Genomic DNA, 19,230 nt, shown 5'->3' with positions numbered 1-19,230 from the left:
TCCGTGACTCCGGGTGGAACACGTCGCCCTCCGGGACCGCTCGGGTCCCGGAGGGCGATGTTCCGCTCGGAGGGGGTCAGGCCTGGACTACCAGGTGCCCGCCGAGGCCTGCCAGCTCTTCCACGGGTTCTCGAAGCCTCCGTCGGCGCGCGCCTTGAAGGTGTTCGCCGCGGTGCCGCCGAGAGCGTCGTTGTACATGATCGCGATGTCCTCGCGGCCGTCGTGGTCGGTGTCGCCCGAGACCGGGAACGACGCCTCCTGGACGTGCCAGGTGCCCGAGGGCGCCTGCCAGCTGCGGAAGGCCTCGTTGATCGTGCCGTCCGCCTTGCTGGTCATGGTGAACAGCGAGGCGTTGCCGTAGCCGTAGTCGTACATCGCGGCCAGGTCGGCGCGGCCGTCGCCGTTGTAGTCGCCGGCGGTGAGCTTGGAGCGCCACCACTCCCATATGCCGGGGTTCATGTGCAGGGACGGGATCGTCGTGGCGAAGCCGCCGTCGGCCTTGCTCGGGAGGGTCCACACGGTGACCGAGCCGTCGTTGTAGCCGTAGAAGCCGACGAGGTCGTCACGGCCGTCGCCGTTGAAGTCGCCCCCGACGAACTTGGTCTGGCCCTGGCACCAGTTGCCGGCGCCGGAGCGCCAGCTGCCGAAGATGTTGTTGAACGAGCCGTCCGCCTTCGACAGGAAGGTGTACGCGCCGGTGTCGCAGTTGCCGTGGTCGTAGAGCATGACCACGTCGTCGCGGCCGTCGCCGTTGTAGTCGCCGGCGACCAGCTTGCCCTTGGTGGCGTCCCAGTTGCCGGGGCCCGTGTACGCGCTGCGCGGGACCTGGGTGAAGGTGCCGTCGGCCTGGCCCAGGAACGTGAACATGCCGTTGGCGCCGTCACCGTAGCCGTAGAGGGCGGCCAGGTCGTCGCGGCCGTCGCCGTTGAAGTCACCGGAGACCCACTGGGACTGCGAGACCCGCCAGTTCCAGGCGCCGCTGTTGTAGGCGACCACGGGGGCGGCGAAGCCGCCGTCCGCCTTGGCGGCGTGCGTGTACAGGGCCATCGCGTCGCTGCCGTAGTCGTAGACCGTGGCCAGGTCGGCGCGGCCGTCGCCGTTGAAGTCGCCCGAGAACTCCTTGCGGAGGGTGTCGGTGCGGTCGGACGTCTGGTGCTCGGCGGTGGCGCCGGTCCAGCGGTTGTGGCGGATGTAGCCCTTCTGGAAGTCGGTCCGCGGACCGCCCGCCACGTCGTACTCCTCCGACTGCGGGTAGCCGAGCCAGCTCTTGCCGCCGCCCAGTTCGAGCCACTTGTTGCGGATGCTGCCCCACACGCCCCAGGCCTGGCCCGTGGTGGTGGTCCAGTAGATGGAGCGGGAGTCGGCGGTCTCGCCGCGGCGCCGGAAGTTGTTGTACCGGCCGATGCCGTCGTCGACGTTGGTCTCGTCGGTGGTCGGGTAGCCGAATCCGGACGGGCCGCCCAGCTCCAGGTACTTCTTGTAGATGGTGCCGTGGATGGAACGGCCGCCGAAGTCGTACGTCCAGTAGATGGCGCCGGCACCGCCGGAGCCGCTGAACGTGGTGACCCAGGCGTCGCTCTCGAACGTGGTGGACTCGTCGGACGTCGGGTAGCCGAGGAAGCCCGCTTCGGCGCCCAGCGACTTCCAGTACTCGCGGATGCCGTTCTGGATCATCCAGGCGCCGGTGTTCGGGTGCCAGAAGATCGAGGCGTTCTCACCGTTGACGCCGTTCGCACGGAAGCCCGCGTACCGTCCCAGGCCGTCGGCCGGGACCAGGACGTCGGTGGTCGGGTAGCCGTAGCCGCCCGGACCGCCCTTGGCCAGGTACTTGGCCAGGATCGGGCCGCACAGGGAGTGCGTGCCGGTCGCCGCCGAGGTGAAGCTCTGGCACTCGGACCAGGGGGTGCCGCCGAGCACGAGCCTGCGGCCGGCGCCGAAGGAGGAGCCGCCGCTGGGGGCGCGGCCCGGGAACTCGGTGATCTCGCCGGTGGCGTCGCGCGACCACAGGTCGGCGTGGCCGTCGCCCTCGAAGTCGCCGTTGCCCTCCAGGTGCTGCGGCGAGGTGAAGCCGCTCGCGATCGCGCTGGTGCGGGCCGCGGCCTCGCCGTACACGGCCAGGTCGGCGACGGTCGGCGAGGAGGTGTCGGTGCTGACGCGGCTGGTGTACTGGTGGATCTTGCCGGTCGTCTTGTCGCGGGCCCAGATCTCCGGCAGCGCGTCGCCGTTCAGGTCACCGGGGGCGATGAGGGTCATGTTCTGCCAGTCGGCGTTGCCGAGCAGGATCGGCGGGCGGAAGCCGGCCTCCGTCACGTCGAGGTAGGCACCCGTCGAGCCGAGGTAGAGGTACAGCTCCGCGCCGGCCTTGACGAGCAGGTCGGGCTGGTCCGCCGCGTCGATCCGGCCGTCCTTGGAGTCGTCGTCGACGCTGCCGATGACCAGGGCCTGGTCGGCCTGGGCCCAGTGGTCGTTCTCGGGCATCGCGGTGGCCAGCGGGATGCGGTTGGCGTCGATCGGCTGGAGGTCGCCGTCACCGTTGCCCGGGTAGACGATCAGGTCCTTGCGGGCGCCGCCGGGGGCCGGGCGCAGGGCGACCAGGTCCTCGTAGTAGTCGGTGTTCCAGCTGCCCCGGTGCGAGAGGGACACGGCGTCGCCGAACGGACCGCGGTTGCCCAGCTTCTTCGACAGGTCGAAGGTGCCGTCGCCCTTGCCGGGGTGCATCCACAGGTGGCCGGAGCCCGGGTCGACGCTCCAGATGTCGACAGTGCCGTCGCCGTTGAGGTCACCCGGCTTGTCGCGGGTGGGCAGGCGCTTGGCGTAGAAGAGGTACGCCTTGAGGTCGGAGCGGTTGCCGGCCGCGTCCAGGCTGCGCACGAACAGGGTCTGCGGGCCGGTCGTGGACGGGGTGTACTCGACCGAGGCCTCACCGCCCGGCTGGCCCGTGGAGACCTCGCGCACCTTGGGGTCGGACTCGGTCCACCACTGGTACTTCACGACGTCGGTCTCGCCGTTGGCGTTGAAGGTGAAGGTGCCCTTCGTCCGCGCCTGGGAGGTGTTGTCCGGCTCGTTCTCGGGGAACTGGCCGGAGCTCACCTTCGGCGGGTGGCCGGGACGGGTGGCGTCGATGCTGAACACGCACTGGCCCGCCCAGGGGCCGGCCGCGTACTCGTCGAGTGCGCGGACGTCCCAGCGGTAGGTGCCGGTGGGCAGCTCGGCGGTGGGGATGCGCACCTGCGCGACGTTGCCGCTGGTGACCCAGACCTGGGGACGCTTGATGGTGCCCCAGTAGTCGTTGTCGTTCCAGTAGTTGAACTCGGCGCGGATGCTGTTGTCGTCGCCGTCCGAGACGCGGGCGCGGAGCACGACCTCGTCGGTGGTGCCGATCATGCCGCCGCCGCAGGACACCGAGGGGTCGGAACCGCGCTCGCCGACGGAGTCGGGCACGGTGTTGTACTGCGTGGAGATGCGGGCGCTGTCCGGGTTCATCTTGCGCCAGGACACGTCGACGGTGTCGTTGGCGGACTTGAGGCCCATGGTCCAGGCCGGCCAGTGCCAGCGGGCCGCGTCGGCGACCGCGGAGGTGACGTTGAGCTCGATCAGGTCGCCGTCGCCGGGGCAGTTGCGCCCGCCGAAGGACTGGCCCGAGGAGTCCACCATGCGCTTCCAGGCGGGCTGGTTGTTCCAGGTGGTGCCGCCGCCGATGCCGTCGGTGTCCCAGATCTGGATGTCACCGGACTTGCAGCTCCACGAGCCGGCGTACTTCTGCTGGATGCGGAAGGTGGAGGACAGGATCTGCTTGTCCCACAGGGCGCCCATGCCGACCTGGAAGAAGGTCTTCGCGCAGACCACCGCGTAGTTGTTCGCGGAGTCCTTGGCGCAGCCGACGCGGGCTTCCTTGCTGAGCGTCCCACCGTTCCAGTAGTTGGTGTTCGCCGAGTTCGGGAAGGAGTTGTGCTTGTACGCGAGGGCCCAGGCGGACTTCCAGTCGTCACGCCACTGGGGGTCGATGACCACCGGGTAGGTGGTGCCGGGAGCGGTCAGCAGCTTCCGGTCGGGCGTGAGCGTGAGGGTGTCGCCCTTGAGCGCGACGCCGAGGTCCGCCTGGCGGGTGCCGATGGAGATGCCGTCGACGGCGGCGACCCGGTCGGCGACCGGGGCCTTGGCGGTACGGGCGGCGGTACGGGCCTGGGGCGCGGTGGTGGCCTCGGGGGCCGGCCGGTCGGCGCCGGAGTCCCACATCTGCGGCTTGGCCGAGGTGAACAGGGCCTTGCCGGTGGGGTCGAGGGCCCGCAGCTCGCCGTTGGCCTCCTTGCGGAGGGTCAGGCCCTTGCCCTTCAGGCCGAAGCCGAGGGAGGCGAGGGCCGGGTTGTCGGCGGCGGCGCGGTTCTTGACGACCAGCTGGTGCGAGAAACCGGTGACGTCGGCGGTGACCCGCAGGTCGACGCCGCGCAGGACCTCGGGGTAGACGGCGCTGTCGCCCTCGATGCGCGGGGCGGGCAGCGGCTTGGGCCAGGTCAGGGAGATGTCCCTGCCGTCCTTGCGCATGGTGACGAGCGGGGACTTGCCGCCGCCGGAGAAGGTGAGCCCGACGCGGGTGGCGCGGGGGGCGATCCGGCCGTCGCGCTGCCGGCCGAGCCCGGTGTCCGCGGTCACCAGCTTGCCGTCGCGCAGGACGCGGACCGGCGTCAGGGCGTGGTTCTGGGTGAACGTGCCGTCCGGGTTGGCCCAGACGTCGTCGGTCTCGGTGCGCTTGGAGGCGAGTTCTACCGGCTTGCCGGTGCGCTTGGCCTCGGCGGTCGCCTTGGCGTGCAGGGCGGTGTCGGCGGGGTTCGCGGTGCGCTTGGGCGTGGTGGCGCCCTTGGCCGGGTCGCTCTTGCCGGGGGCGGGAGCCGCGGTGGCCGTGGTGGCCCCGGCGACGGGCAGCGTGCCGAGCAGCAGGGCGGCGAGCGTGACGGCCGCGGTGCGGGCCGTTCTGCCGCGGCGGGGCGGATCGTCGACGCGGGCGCGCGTCGGGATGGGTCTCACGGAGTGGGTCCTCGGGGGTCGGGTCGGTCACCGCGCCGGAGCGGGTGTCCGAGATCGGTTGTTCCGACCGCTCGCCGAAGGCCACTTTCGGCCACCTCGACGATCGGCCGTTGGCGTTCGATTATTTGTAGCAGCAGGGCGGGCCCGGGTGTGAGCCGATCCCGCGTCGACGTCCGGGCGGACCGCCGGTTTGTTGCGAGCAGGTTGACGGAGTCTCAAATTCCGCCCCGCTCGTTCTCCTTATCCCGGCGACCAGTCGGTATGTCCCTGACGCACCCTCAATCGGTGTGCCAGGGGCCGTCTCGACGCCTCGGGGTTCCGCTGTTAGGTTCAGCGCCGTCACCTGAAGCGTGATCATGCCAGTTTCACGCTACTCTCATCTTGATCTCATGGAGTGTTCGAATCTTGAGAAGATCCAAGGCGCACGCCTGGCGTGCGCCTATCAGGCGTGCCTGGCGGTGGCCGATACCCCTGCTGGCCGTCAGTCTGATGACCACCGGCCTCACGGCCATGGACGCCAGCGCGGCCCCCTCCGACCTGCGGCTCCTGGAGACGCAGCGACTGACGAAGGTCGGCGGGGCGCCGATCACCGGCAAGCCGGCCCCCGGCCCCGCCGAGTCCCAGCGGAAGAGCTGGAAGAGCGCGCCCGCCATCGCCTGGCCGAAGGCCGGCTCGGCCGAGATCACGCTGCCCGCCCCGGAGTCCGCGGCCGCCGGTGAGCGGAATCCGGCCGCCCGCAGCTCCCTGGCCGTCACCAAGCCCGGTAAGCCCGGCAAGGCGATCCGCGCGGGCGCCCTGCCCGTCACCGTCGCCGCGCTGCCGCCCCGCACTCCGGCCGCGCTGCCGCCCCGCACTCCGGCCGCGGGCCGCACCGCGCGGGCCGTCAAGCCGCCGACCACCGGCGTGAACACCGCGCCGGTCAAGGTCAAGGTCGGCCTGCTCGACCAGGCCGCGGCCCGCCGCGCCGGGCGCGCCGGCAGCCTGCTCCTCTCGGTGCAGCGCACGGACACGGGCAGCTCCTCGGCCCCCGTCTCGGTCGCGCTCGACTACAACGCCTTCAAGAACGCGTACGGCGGCGGCTGGGGCTCCCGGCTGCGCTTCACCGCGCTCCCGGCCTGTGCGCTGACCACGCCGAACAAGCCGGAGTGCCGCCGGGGCACCCCGGTCACCACGGTCAACGACCCGAAGACCGGGAAGCTGGTCGCCACCTTCGACGCCCCGGCCCAGCCGGTCGCCGCTCCCTCGGGCGCCCGCCGCTCGATGGCCGCCGCCGGCACGCAGGCCGTGACGCTGGCCGCGACCGCGGGCGCCGACGGCGCCAACGGCACGTACAAGGCGACCTCGCTCAACCCGAGCGGCTCCTGGCAGGCCGGCGGCTCCGCGGGCGACTTCTCCTGGTCGTACCCGCTGGACATCCCCGCCTCGCTCGGTGGCCCCAGCCCCTCGCTGACGCTCGGCTACTCCAGCTCGACCATCGACGGCCGGACCTCCGCCTCCGCCCAGCAGACCTCCTGGGTCGGCGACGGCTGGGACCTGGCCTCGAACTTCATCGAGCGGTCCTACGTCCCGTGCAGCCAGGACAAGCGGCCGAACTCCGGGTACAACAACCCGAAGGACGACACCGGCGACCTGTGCCACGGCGCGCCCATGGTCACCCTGTCGCTCAACGGCGGCTCCACCCAGCTCGTCCTGGACGACACCACCAAGAAGTGGCGTCCGGCCAAGGACGACGGCTCCCGGGTCGAGCTGCTCCAGGGTGCCCAGAACGGGGACAAGGAGGGTGACCACTGGCGGTTCACCAACCCCCAGGGCATCCAGTTCTACTTCGGTCTCAACCGGGTCCCCGGCTGGACCGCGGGCAAGCCGCTGACCAACTCCGCCTGGACCGTCCCGGTCTACGGCAACCACCCCGGTGAGCCCTGCTACAACGCCACCTTCGCGAACGCCGCGTGCGACCAGGCGTACCGCTGGAACCTCGACTACGTCGTGGACCCGCGCGGCAACGCCATGACGTACTGGTACGAGAAGGAGACCAACTACTACGGCTCCAACTACCAGATCGCCGGCGGCTCCACCGCCCGCCCGTACGACCGGTCCGGCTGGCTCGACCACATCGCGTACGGTCTGCGCAGCGACAACCTGTTCGCCGAGCCCCCGGCCCAGGTGGACTTCGAGGTCCTCGAACGCTGCCTGGTCAGCGCGGACTTCGACTGCGCCCCGGGCAAGCTGAAGCCGGACGTCGACTGGAACGTCGCCAAGCAGTGGCCGGACACCCCCGGCGACCAGCTGTGCGCCTCCGGCGAGGAGTGTAAGGGCCGGTTCACCCCGACCTTCTTCACCCGCAAGCGCCTGGCCGAGGTCACCACCACCGTCTGGAACGGCACCGAGCGCAAGCCGGTCGACACCTGGAAGCTCACCCAGGACTTCCCGATGACCGGTGACGGCACGGACTACCCGCTGTGGCTGTCCGAGATCCGGCACACCGGCCGCAACGGCTCCGACCTCCCGCTGCCGCCCGTGAAGTTCCGCGGCAAGCAGCTCGACAACCGGGTCGACGGCACGGGCGACGGCAAGCCGCCGTACAAGCGCTACCGCGTCGAGGCGATCGACACGGAGACCGGATCCACGATCCTGGCGCACTACGCCGACACCCAGTGCACCTCCACCGCCCTGCCCTCGTCCCCCGAGACGAACAAGATGCGGTGCTACCCGGTGATCACGGAGATCCCGGACCCGAACGACCCGGCGCGCGAGCGCAAGCTGTACGTCACCGACTGGTTCCACAAGCACGTCGTCGACTGGGTCCAGGAGGAGGACCGCAACGGCAACTCGCCGACGCGGCGCACCGAGTACCAGTTCCTCGGCGACCCCGCGTGGGCCTACGACGACGAGACCGAGATGATGCGGCCCAAGACCCGCACCTGGTCCCAGTGGCGTGGCTACGAGCGGGTCCGCACCCTCATCGGCATGGCGCCCGACCGGCGCTCGCAGACCGAGACGCTGTTCTTCCGCGGCCTCGACGGCGACCGCGCGACGCCCTCCGGCGGCACCCGCACGGTCAAGGTCAAGGACTCCGAGGGCAACGAGCTCCCGGACCACCGCCTCTTCGCCGGCCAGACCCGCGAGGTCCTGGCGTACGACGGCGAGGGCGGCCCGCTGGAGGCGGCGACCACGTACACCCCGTGGCTCCACGGCCCCACGGCGACCCGCCTCCGCAAGGGCGCGGTCCCCGAGGAGGACATCGAGCCGCAGCAGTCCTACGTCCAGCAGACCTCGGACGTGGCCTCCCGCATCCTCCTCTCCGACGGCCGCGGCTGGCGCCGCACGGCGATGCACACCGAGTACGACGACCGCGGCTTCGCCCAGTCGGTCTCGAACCGCGGCGACATCGCGGACCCGTCGGACGACAGCTGCACCCGCTACGAGTACGACGAGGACCCGGCGCGCTGGATCATCGCGCGGCAGAAGCGGGTGGAGTCGGTCGCGAAGGCGTGTGACGCGACGGACGTGGCGCGTCCGGCGGACGTGACGTCGGACGTGCGGATGCACTACGACGCGGCGGGCAACGTGCAGTCCACCGAGTCGCTCTCGGGCTACTCGGGCGGCGCGCCGCAGTACACGACGGACGGCAGCGCCGAGTACGACGCCTACGGCCGCCCGACGGCGACCACGGACGTCTTCGGCAAGGTCACCCGGACCGCGTACACCCCGGCCTCCGGGCAGATCGTGACCAAGGTCGTCACGACCAACACCCTGGGCCACACGAAGACCACGGAGACGGACCTCGGACGCGGCTCGGTCCTCGCCGAGACGGACGCGAACGGCCGAAAGCAGGTCATGCGCTACGACCCGCTCGGCCGGCTCCTCAAGGTCTGGTCCCCGGACCGCGACCCGCTGAGCAAGTCGCCGGACGGCGAGTTCTCGTACGACGTCCGCACCGACGGCCCGGTGGTCATCACCAACAAGGCCCTGCTGGACGACGGCACCTACCGCACCAGCTACGACATCTACGACGCGAGCCTGCGCATCCGCCAGACCCAGATGGAGGCGCTGGGCGGTGGCCGGGTCATCTCGGACACCTTCTACAACAGCCTCGGCCAGGTCTGGAAGAGCAACGGCGCCTACTACACCGAGGGCACTGCCTCCGGCGTCCAGTGGGACCCGAAGGACAACGAGGTCCCGTCCTCGACGATGACCCAGTACGACGGCTCCGGCCGTGCGACCGCGCAGATCTCCCGCAAGTTCGGCGTGGAGACCTCGCGGACCACGACCAGCTACGGCGGCGACAACATCACCGTCGACCCGCCGAAGGGCGAGACCCCGACCCGGGCCTTCGTGGACGGCCTCGGCCGCAAGACGGAGCTGCGCTTCTTCAAGGCGGACTCGCCGACCGGCGCGTACGACACCACGCGGTACTCCTACAGCCAGCGCGGCATGCTGGCGTCGGTCGTGAACCAGGCCGGGGACCGTTGGTCCTGGGAGTACGACCTCCGCGGGCGGAAGGTCAAGCAGACCGACCCCGACAACGGCTCGTCGACGCTGGCGTACGGCCAGGGCGACCGGCTCGAGTCCATGACCGACGCCCGGGGCAAGACCATCGCGCCCGAGTACGACGTGCTGGGCCGGGTCGTCGCCACGCACGAGGGCTCGGTGACGGGTCCGAAGCTGACGGCGACCACGTACGACACCCTGCCCGGCGCCATCGGCCTGCCGGTCTCCTCCACGCGCTACGAGGGCGGTAACGCCTACACGACGCAGATCACCGGCTACGACACGGAGTACCGTCCGACCGGGTCGAAGATCACCATCCCTGCCTCGGAGGGCGCACTCGCCGGCACCTACAGCTTCTCCTCCGGCTACCGGCCGAACACCGGTCTGTCCGCGTGGACGATGCAGCCGGCGGCGGGCGGTCTGCCCAGCGAGATCACCACGCAGACGTACAACCACTTCGAGCTGCCCACCGTCATGGGCATCGGAGGGAAGGCGTTCGTCGGCAAGGTCGACTACTCGCCCATGGGCGACGTGCTGCGCACGGAGGCGGGGCCGGCCGGCTCCCAGGTCTACACGACGAACTTCTACGACGAGCAGACCCGCGAGGTGCTGCGGACCGTCAACGACCGCGAGGTGTCGCCGAGCCGGATCAACGACACGACGTACGAGCGGGACGACGTCGGCAACATCCTGAAGATGACGGACACGGAGGGTTCGACCGGCACCCCCGACGTCCAGTGCTTCACGTACGACTACCTGCGCCGGATGAACGAGGCGTGGACCGCCACGGACGACTGTGCCGCCAAGCCCGGCTCGTCCGGCCCGGGTTCCACGCCGTCGGTGGGCGGCGCCAACCCGTACTGGTCCTCGTACAGCTTCGACGCCGCGGGCAACCGCACGAAGGAGGTCCAGCACTCGCCGACCGGTGACACCGCGAAGGACGTCACCCGCAGCTTCGTCTACGGCACTCCCGGGCAGGCCCGCGCCAACCAGCTCCAGCGGGTCGACACGACCGGCCCGGGCGGCTCGCGCACCGAGTCCTACACCTACGACGAAGCGGGCAACACCCGCAGCCGGACCATCCAGGGCGACACGCAGAACCTGGAGTGGGACCTCGCCGGCCGGCTCGCGAAGGTCACCAAGGGCTCCGATTCGACAGAGTTCGTCTACGACGCCGGCGGCGGCCGCCTGATCAAGCGCGAGAAGTCCGGCACCACGCTGTACCTGCCCGGCACCGAGGTCAAGCTGACCGCGGCGGGCAAGCTGGAGGGCACGCGCTACTACGCCCACCCCGCCGGCCCCAGCATGGTCAAGACGGCGAAGGACGGCGTGATCACCACGTCGTACCTGATGGGCGACCAGAACGGCACGGCCACCACTGCCGTGGACACGTCGACGTCGGCCATCACGCGGCGCAAGTACACCCCGTTCGGCGAGGTGCGCGGCACTGCGCCGTCGGTGTGGCCGGGCAAGAAGGGCTTCGTCGGCGGAGAGGTCGACGAGTCCACGGGCCTGGTCCATCTGGGCGCTCGGGAGTACGACCCGGGAACGGGCCGCTTCCTTTCGGTCGACCCCGTGGTCGACTACAACGAGCCCAAGCAGATGAACCCGTACGCCTACGCGAACAACTCGCCGGTGACGTACGCGGACCCGAGCGGTCTCTCGATCGCGCCGCCCGTGATGCCCGTCATGGACTTCACAGCGGCGGAAGAGGCCTGGGCCAAGATGGTCCAGGGCAAGAGCGCGCTGGACGTCGCCCTCGAGGTCGCCATCGGCATCCTCAAGGACGTCTCCGGCTACAACGACATCAAGGCCTGCCTCGGTGGCGACGGCTGGGCCTGCGCAGGCCTCGCCCTCGACGCGGCGCTGCCCTTCGCGGGCCGTGCCAAGCGCATCCTGAAGGCCCTCGACCGCGCCTGGGAGGCCTTCAACAGCTGGGCTTCGAAGCTGGCCCTGGCCCGCGACATCATGCGCAAGGTCGAGCGCTACCAGCAGGCCATGGCCAAGTACGCCGAGGACCTGGCCGAGTGGAAACGCCAGATCGAGGAGGCCGCCGAACGCGCGAGAAAGCTGGAGGAAGAGGCCGCGGCGGCCCGAAGAGCCGCCCAGGAGGCAGCGGCCGCAGCCGCCAAGAAGGCCGACGAGGCCGCGGCGACGGCGGCCAAGCAGGGCAAGTCGTCGGCGCAGAAGGCCAAGAAGGCCGACGGTGACGGCAAGTCGTCGAAGTCCTCGGAGTCGAAGAAGGCCGACGAGCCGAAGAAGTCGGGCGGCAAGGAGACCGACAGCGGCGGTTCGAGCGGCTGCAACAGCTTCGTTCCGGGCACCGAGGTCCTCATGGCCGACGGGTCGGCCAAGGCCATCGAGAAGATCGAGCTCGGCGACGAGGTCGTGACCACCGACGAGAAGACGGGGGCCACGAAGAGCCGTCCGGTCGTCGCCCGGATCATCGGTGAGGGCCAGAAGAACCTCGTCGAGATCACGATCGACACCGACGGCGCCAAGGGCGACGCCAAGGAGAAGATCACCGCGACCGACGGTCACCCCTTCTGGGTCCCGTCGCTGCACAAGTGGCTGAAGGCCACGGACCTCACGGCCGGTGAGTGGCTCCGCACCTCGTCCGGCACCTGGGTCCAGGTCACCGAGGTCAAGCGCTGGACCCAGCACAAGCGGGTCCACAACCTCACCGTCGCCGACCTCCACACGTACTACGTGTTGGCGGGCACCACCCCGGCTCTGGTCCACAACGACTCGTGCCCGACGGAGCGTGACCCGTACTCCGCTGAGCACACGGAGACACGCCAGAAGGAGAACGCCTCCAACTGGGGCAAGATCCCGAAGGAAGTCCACCAGACCGTCAACGGTGTGGAGAACGGATCGATCCCCCAGCGGATCAGCGGCGGCGCGCTCGACTGGTTCGACGCCCGCTACAAGTCCGGCAACGTCTGGAAGTACAACACCAATCACGAGTGGTACGGCGCGACCATCTACACCGGCTCGAACGGCGAGAACACCCTGACGCGTATCCTGGTCCGTCAGGACGGTGTCGTCGGATACGTACTCGGACACGACTACAACAACATCTTCGAGTACGGATACGCCGGGCGATTGCCCGGCAGATGGAACAGACCCCCACAGAGTTGGTACAACGCGCACTCATGAGATCTCTAGCCGCAGCCGGTCTGCGGCTGGTGGAAGGGTGGGATGAGCCCGAAGGGCTCGTCCCACCCCTCATCACCGGCCAGGCCCCGGGCTGCCCACCAGAAGACGGCCGCGTCGAGGCCATCCTGGACGTCGACGACCCCCAGCTGCACGAGAAGGCGAACGCGGACTGGTACCGGCTCTCGGTCGAGGGAGGACTGTTCTCCGAGACCGACCGCAGGTTCCTGCTCCCGCTCCGCCCCGATGAGAACGCTCCTTCCCGCTGGCACTGCGTCGAGTTGCAGAGCGAGTGGGACATCATGGGCGCGGGTGCCGCCGGGCTGCTCGGCAGCGCTCCGTGCCGTCCCGAGTTCCGCATGCTCTCGCTCGACGGGAACGTGCTGTGCTTCGCGACGACCTGGGAGCACGCGATCAGCACCTCGGTGCTGACCGCGCCGCATCGTTCACAGGTCCTCCGGCGGTTCGCCGCCTGGGTGGCCGACGGAGCGATGGACGAGCCGGATGAGCCCCCGTTGAGTCCGGCGGCACGCCGCTGGCTCGACAGCCATCCGGAAGCACGGCCCTAGCGATACGGACCAGACCACAGCCCCTGCCGGGAACCCGGCAGGGGCTGTGGCGTGTCAGACCGCCGGCACCGCGTACGTCAGCAGCGACGCGAAGTTCCCCGCGTACGCGTCGTGCGGCGCGTCGCCCTCCAGGCGGAGCAGTGCCTCGTCGTTCTCGCGCAGCGACGACTCGTCCAGGTTGTGGGAGCCGGTGAAGGTCCACTTGGTGTCGGGGTGGCCCGCGTAGTTGCCCTCGACCAAAAGGTACTTGGAGTGGAGCAGGTAGCCGTCGGCGGTGTTCAGCTGCTTCAGGGTGATGCCGGCGCGGCCCTTCAGCGTGGCGACCTCGTTGCTCTCGGCGTACACGATCTGGACCGAGCAGCCCTGGGCCGCCAGGGAGACGAGCGCGTCGGCGACGGCGTCGCGGTGGAGGGCGAAGGCGGCGACGCGGACGATGGAGCGGTGGGTGGCGGTGCCGACCGTGGTGTTGCCGGTGCAGGAGACGTTGTTCAGGACGTCGACGATCACGTCACCCGTCTGCTGCGGGAAGAAGTAGTACTTCTCGGTGCCGACCTTGGCGGTGGTGTAGTAGTTCGCGTTCTTGACGCCCGCGGCGAGGTCGTTGAAGTAGTTCACGTACGCCGTGTACAGGTCGGTGTTGCCGACGACGGTGTACGCGTTGTTCCAGTACTTCGCCGTGTTCACCGCGGTCTGGTTGGCGGAGGCCTGGATCACCACGTCCTCCCCGACGCCCGCCACGGCGCCGACCCGCGAGAAGGTGAAGAACTTGTTGTGGTTGATCGGGTTCACGCCGCCCGCGGCGATGCAGGCGCCGCCCGCCGTGCAGACGTCGACCCAGGACTGCGCCGACTTGTCCGTGCCCAGCGCGCCGATCAGGGACTTCGCGGCGGCCGAGTCGCTGTACTTCGCGTCCAGCACGACCCGGACGTTCACGCCCCGCGCGTGCGCGTCGGCGAGGGCGTCCGTGTAGCCCTGGTCGGTCAGCGCGTACAGGGCGGCGCGGATGAGGCGGCCGGGTTCGGTGGCGCGGACCGCTCCGATGATGTGGTCCTTGACGGCGTTCTGCTCCGCCGCCGTCCCCTTCGGGTTGTTGAAGACCGCTCCGGTGGCGATCGGCACCGGGTCCACCGCGACCGCGGTGCCGGTGCCGGGCAGGAGCAGCGCGGAGGCGAGCAGGAGGGCCGCGCCTATGCGCCGGTGTACTGCTGTGAAGATCGGAATCACTCCTCTGGGGTGGGGGGAAAGCACCGCGCGACCCTCGCTGTCGGGGCCGGGGGGGGTCAGGAGGTCGGGTGGCTCGCCACGACCTTGCCGCTGCTGTCGACGACGAAGTAGCCGACCGCGTTGTACTCGTTGATGAGGTAGTAGCGCAGGGTCGGGCGATCGTCGTTGAAGGTCCAGCGGTCGATCACGACGTAGCGCAAGGTCGGCCGCTCCACCTTCAGTTCGCGTTCGCCGCGCTTCATCAGGGCGGGAAGGTCGTCCCAGGCCATGGCGGAGACGTCGAACGGGTCGTCGGCGGCCGCTCCGCCGTAGAGGGTGCCCCCGGGGCCGGTCTTCCGGGCGACTCCGTCGCGGAACTCGTAGCGGTCGTAGGTCTTCGCCCCGGGCCGGGTGGGGATGGAGGCCAGGGCGTACTCCTCGTGGATCGTCAGCTCCTTCATCGTGGTGGAGCCGCCGGCCTTGCGGAAGGCCTCGATGACGGCCCGGACGTTGGCCGGGGTGAGGAGGGTGCCGCCCTGGGTCTCGGCGGTCCCGGTCGCGGTGCCGGCGGTGTCGGGGGCCGGGGTCCACCAGGGTGTCGCGCCGCCCTTCCCGCCGCCGTTCCCGCTTCCGCCGAGGTCGAGGAGGCCGCCCTTGTCGACCACCACGCCCACTGCCGCGACCGCCAGGACGATCGACACGGCGACGAGCACGGCGCGGCGGCGCGACGCGAGGGGTGCGCGGGGCGCGGCGGCCGGCGTCGGCGGGCCGTAGGCCGGGTGGGCGTACGCCGGGTGGGCGTCCGCCGGGCCGAAGGCCCCGGGCGGCGGACCGAAGGCCCCTGCCGCCGGTCCGGGCACGGCCGGCGCACCCGCCTCGGCGTCGGCGAGGAGCCGCTCCAGCTCCGCTCCCCCGGGCCGCAGCGCCGGGTCCCGTACGAGGAGCCGCGCGAGTACGGGTGCCAGCGCGCCGGACCTGACGGGGTGCGGGATCGGGTCGTTGAGCACGGCGACGACGGTGGCGAGGCTGGTGGCGCGGCGCAGCGGGTGGTGGCCCTCGGCGGCGACGTACAGGAGCATGCCGAGCGACCACAGGTCGGAGGCCGGGTTGCCCTCCTCGCCCCGCACCCGCTCCGGGGCGATGAAGTCGGCCGAGCCGATCAGGTCGCCGGAGGCGGTGAGCCGGGTGGTCGCCTCGTCGAGCGCGGCGATGCCGAAGTCCGTGAGGACGGCGCTGCCGTCGCGGCGGAGCAGGACGTTGGCGGGCTTCACGTCGCGGTGCTGGATGCCCGCGGCGTGGGCGGCGCGCAGGGCGGAGAGGACCTGGCGTCCGAGGGCGAGCACCTCGGGGACGGGCATCGGGCCCTCGTCGAGGCGTTCGTGCACGGAGCGGCCTTCGACGAGCTCCATGACGATCCAGGGGTGCGAGCCGTCCCGGGGCTCGACGATGTGGTGGATCGTGACGACGTGCGGATGGGAGAGCCGGGCGAGGGCCTGGGCCTCGCGGACGGCCCGTTCGCGCATCTGCGCGGCGAGTCCGGGCTGCGCCTCCTCGGCGGCGGGGTCGGGCGGGCGGACCTCCTTGAGGGCGACCACACGGTCCAGGGCGGTGTCGCGTGCGCGCCATACGGTGCCCATGCCGCCGCTGCCCAGCCGGGACAGCAGCCGGAACCGGCCGTCGATCAGAGCTCTGCCGTCCTCACTCGTACTCATGGGCGATCATGGTAGGGGTTCTCGGCGACCTCCCGGTTCGCCCCCGCGCCCACCCGGTGTCCGGGTGGGCGCGGGCGTGCGCGGGCGTGCCTACGGGGCCATCTCGTACGTCCCCGACAGCGCCTCCACACGCTGCCACACGCGGCCCGTGCGGGCCTCGTCGACGACCGGGCGGCGGACGGCGTCCAGGGCCCAGCGCTGCTGCTGCTCGGTCGCCGACTCCTTGCCGTGCAGCTCGACGGCGTGGGCGGAGAAGTCCCGTACGAGGACGGCGAACAGCTCGTCGAGGACGTCCTCGTCGAGGGTGGTCAGGGCGGCCTGCTCCAGGACCAGCTGGCCGTGGACGACGAGCGCGAAGAGCTGGCCGACGGCGAGGAGCAGGTCCAGGTCGCGGCTCTGCGCCTCGTCCGGGGCGGCCGTGGTGACGAACGCGCAGAGGGCGTCGGCCTGTTCGCGGAAGCGGGCGACGTTGGGGAGGTGCGCGTACGCGTCGTAGGCGGCGCGCCAGTCGTGGAAGCGCACCGAGCCCAGGCCGCGGGCCGGGCCCTGGCGGAAGAGGAAGGTGTCGTCCGCGGCGTCGAGGCGGGTCGGGACGGGCTCGTATCCGACCGGGTCGAGCAGGTGGTTGCGCATGAACTTGAGGATCAGGGCCAGGTTGACGTGGACCGTGCCCTCCAGCTTGGGCAGGCCGCGGATCTCGACGGCCGCCTGGGCGAAGTAGTTGTCCTTCTCGAAGCCCTTCGCGGCGATGACGTCCCACAGGAGGTCGATGACCTTCTCGCCCTCGGTGGTCACCTTCATCTTCGTCATCGGGTTGAAGAGGAGGTAGCGGCGGTCGTCGGGGCCGGCGGAGCGGAAGTAGTCGACGGCGCGGTCGCTGAACTGCTTCATGCCGACGAGGCGGACGTACGCGTCGGTCAGCTCGCGCCGCACGTGCGGGAAGGCGGTGACGGGGCGGCCGTAGAGGATGCGGTTCTGGGCGTGGGTGACGGCCTCGTACATCGCGTGCTCGCAGATGCCGATCGAGGCGGTGCACAGGTTGAACTTGCCGACGTTGACGGTGTTGAGGGCGGCGTCGAAGGCGGCGCGGCCGGTGTGCAGGACGTCCTCGGCGGTGACCGGGTAGTCCTCCAGGCGGAACTCGCTGACGAACTTGGAGGAGTCGACGACGTTCTTGACCAGGTGGTACGCCGGGTGGCGGCTGTCGGCGGCGAAGAAGACGTAGCCGTCCGGGCCCTCGACGTCGGTGCGGCGGCCGAAGACGGAGACGAGTCCGGCGGCGTTGCCGTTGCCGATGTAGTACTTGGAGCCGGTGGCCCGGAAGCCGCCCTGGCCGTCGGGCTCCAGGAGCATGTCGGTGGAGTAGATGTCCGCGCCGTGCGCCTTCTCGGAGAGGCCGAAGGCGAACACCTCGCCCTGTGCGAGCAGTTCGGCGGCGCGGGCGCGGGCGGCGGCGTTGTCGCTCTGCCAGACCGGGCCGAGGCCGAGGATGGTGACCTGCCAGGCGTACCAGTAGTCCAGGCCGTAGAAGCCGAGGATCTCGTTGAGGGCGGCGATCCGGGCGGTGTCCCAGCGCTTGTCCGCGTCACCGTCCGCGGCGGCGGACGGGGTGAGGAAGGTCGCGAACAGGTTCTCCTTGGCGGCGAAGGCGAGGAAGTCGCCGAGCCAGGCCCGGGTCCGGTAGTCCTCGATCAGACGGCGCTTGCCGCGCTCCTCGAACCAGTCGACGGTGGCGCGCAGCAGGCGGCGGGTCTCCGGGTCGAAGTGCGCGGGGTCGTAGGTGCGCGGGTTGAACAGCAGCGGGTCGGCCATGGTGGGGACGCCTTTCGGCTGGTGGGGTCGGAGTGAGGGGTGCAGGGGCGGGTCAGCGCTCGGGGCCGAAGCGCGCGAGCGTGGCGAGGACGTCGTCGAGCCACGCGAGCATCATCCGCTCGTACGCGATGCCGCCGCGCAGCACGGCGTGCTGGAGCTCCCGCTCGGCGTCGGTCATCGCGGCGGCGCGCGCGTCGGCGCCGGTGAAGTCCCGCTCCTCGCCCACGAGGTACCGGGCGAGCCGTTCCTCGTGGGCCGCCCGGTGCCGCCGTACCTCGGTGACGAGGGCGGCCGGGTCGTCGAAGGCGGCGCCGCGGATCTTGACGGCGAGGTCGTGCCGGACGCTCTCGGGCTCGATCGGCTCGTGCAGCCACGAGGAGAGCGCGGCCCGGCCGAGGTCGGCGACCGAGTACTCCCGCTTGTCCGGCCGCCCCTGCTGCGGCACGTCCCGGGCCGCGACCCAGCCGTCGTTCTCCATGCGCTTGAGCACGCGGTAGATCTGCTGGTGGGTGGCGGTCCAGAAGTATCCGATGGACCGCTCGAAGCGCCGGGCCAGCTCGTAGCCGGAGCCCGGCTTCTCCAGCAGGGAGACGAGGATCGCGTGTTCGAGCGCCATGAGCGCGATCATGCTATGCAACTGGTTGCATAGCAAGATCCGGCGGGCGGGTGAGACACGGCTCACGGGGCTCCGTGCGAGCGGTGGCGGACTCTGTGAAGAACGGGGCGGGGCCGCCGGTGACGTGCCAGACTTCGGCACATGGGGGACGTGAGACTCACTTTCGACGACGGCTCCGTCGTGCGCCTGCACCTCGCACCGGCAGGCGCCGGGGCCGACGGGACACCCGGATCCACGCCCGCCCCCGGCGGGCCCGGTGCCGGAGCCGACGGCGAGCTGGCCCTGCCGGACGAGTTCGGTTCGGCCCGGCCGGTCAGCGCCGACGGGCGTGCCGCGCAGGCCCTGACACGGAGCGGCGAGGCCCTGACTCAGGCCCTGCGTCCGCTGGGCGGCGTCCTGGGCGGCATCCACCGCAGCTTCTCGCAGTTCGCGCAGCGCCCGGACGAGGTCACCGTCGAGTTCGGTGTCACGCTCGGCAGCGACCTGAGCCTGGGGGTCTTCTCCGGCAGCGGAGAGGCCAGCTTCACCGTCTCCGCCACCTGGAACCTGGCGGGCGGGTCCGCCTCCCCCGACGCCGCCGGCACGGCCGACGCCACACCCGCACCCGCACCCGCACCCACACCCGGCCAGGCGAACGGCTCCTGATGGC

General features: G+C 70.8%; 8 protein-coding genes. 3 read left to right on the top strand and 5 right to left on the bottom strand.

The window, feature by feature from the left end; translation table 11 throughout:
- Positions 1-87 precede the first annotated feature (87 nt).
- Complete coding sequence (locus OG309_RS33575) at positions 88-5,022, bottom strand: FG-GAP-like repeat-containing protein (protein WP_329426706.1); 4,935 nt, start codon at positions 5,020-5,022, stop codon at positions 88-90.
- A 489-nt stretch (positions 5,023-5,511) separates the two neighbouring features.
- Here OG309_RS33575 and OG309_RS33570 point away from each other — a divergent pair, with 489 nt between their 5' ends.
- Both OG309_RS33570 and OG309_RS33565 read left to right on the top strand, forming a co-directional pair.
- Positions 5,512-12,672, top strand: a complete 7,161-nt coding sequence (locus OG309_RS33570; protein WP_329426704.1) for a polymorphic toxin-type HINT domain-containing protein — start codon at positions 5,512-5,514, stop codon at positions 12,670-12,672.
- A complete protein-coding gene (locus OG309_RS33565; protein WP_329426701.1) occupies positions 12,669-13,238 on the top strand; it encodes a hypothetical protein in 570 nt (189 codons plus the stop codon). Before OG309_RS33570 ends, OG309_RS33565 begins: the two co-directional genes overlap by 4 nt.
- Before the next feature lie 54 nt (positions 13,239-13,292).
- Here OG309_RS33565 and OG309_RS33560 read toward each other — a convergent pair whose 3' ends face one another.
- From OG309_RS33560 to OG309_RS33545, 4 genes are all read right to left on the bottom strand, one after another.
- Positions 13,293-14,462, bottom strand: coding sequence for a phospholipase D-like domain-containing protein (locus OG309_RS33560; RefSeq protein WP_329426700.1), 1,170 nt, complete (start codon positions 14,460-14,462; stop codon positions 13,293-13,295).
- A gap of 56 nt (positions 14,463-14,518) precedes the next feature.
- Positions 14,519-16,153 (bottom strand): serine/threonine-protein kinase, encoded by a 1,635-nt coding sequence (locus OG309_RS33555; protein ID WP_329426698.1) that lies wholly within the window; start codon positions 16,151-16,153, stop codon positions 14,519-14,521.
- A 90-nt stretch (positions 16,154-16,243) separates the two neighbouring features.
- Positions 16,244-17,965: an acyl-CoA dehydrogenase family protein gene (locus OG309_RS33550; RefSeq protein ID WP_329426697.1), complete on the bottom strand. Its 1,722-nt coding sequence runs from the start codon at positions 17,963-17,965 to the stop codon at positions 16,244-16,246.
- A 52-nt stretch (positions 17,966-18,017) separates the two neighbouring features.
- Positions 18,018-18,581, bottom strand: a complete 564-nt coding sequence (locus OG309_RS33545) for a PadR family transcriptional regulator (protein ID WP_329426696.1) — start codon at positions 18,579-18,581, stop codon at positions 18,018-18,020.
- Positions 18,582-18,722: 141 nt separating this feature from the next.
- Here OG309_RS33545 and OG309_RS33540 point away from each other — a divergent pair, with 141 nt between their 5' ends.
- The gene (locus OG309_RS33540; protein WP_329426694.1) at positions 18,723-19,226 is read left to right on the top strand and encodes a CU044_2847 family protein; all 504 of its coding nucleotides are present in this window, start codon (positions 18,723-18,725) and stop codon (positions 19,224-19,226) included.
- Positions 19,227-19,230 lie beyond the last annotated feature (4 nt).

The sequence above is a fragment of the Streptomyces sp. NBC_01268 genome (assembly GCF_036240795.1).
Taxonomy (GTDB): Bacteria; Actinomycetota; Actinomycetes; order Streptomycetales; family Streptomycetaceae; genus Streptomyces.
Note: the sequence above shows the minus strand (reverse complement) of the source record. Positions and strands in the feature narration are given on the sequence as shown.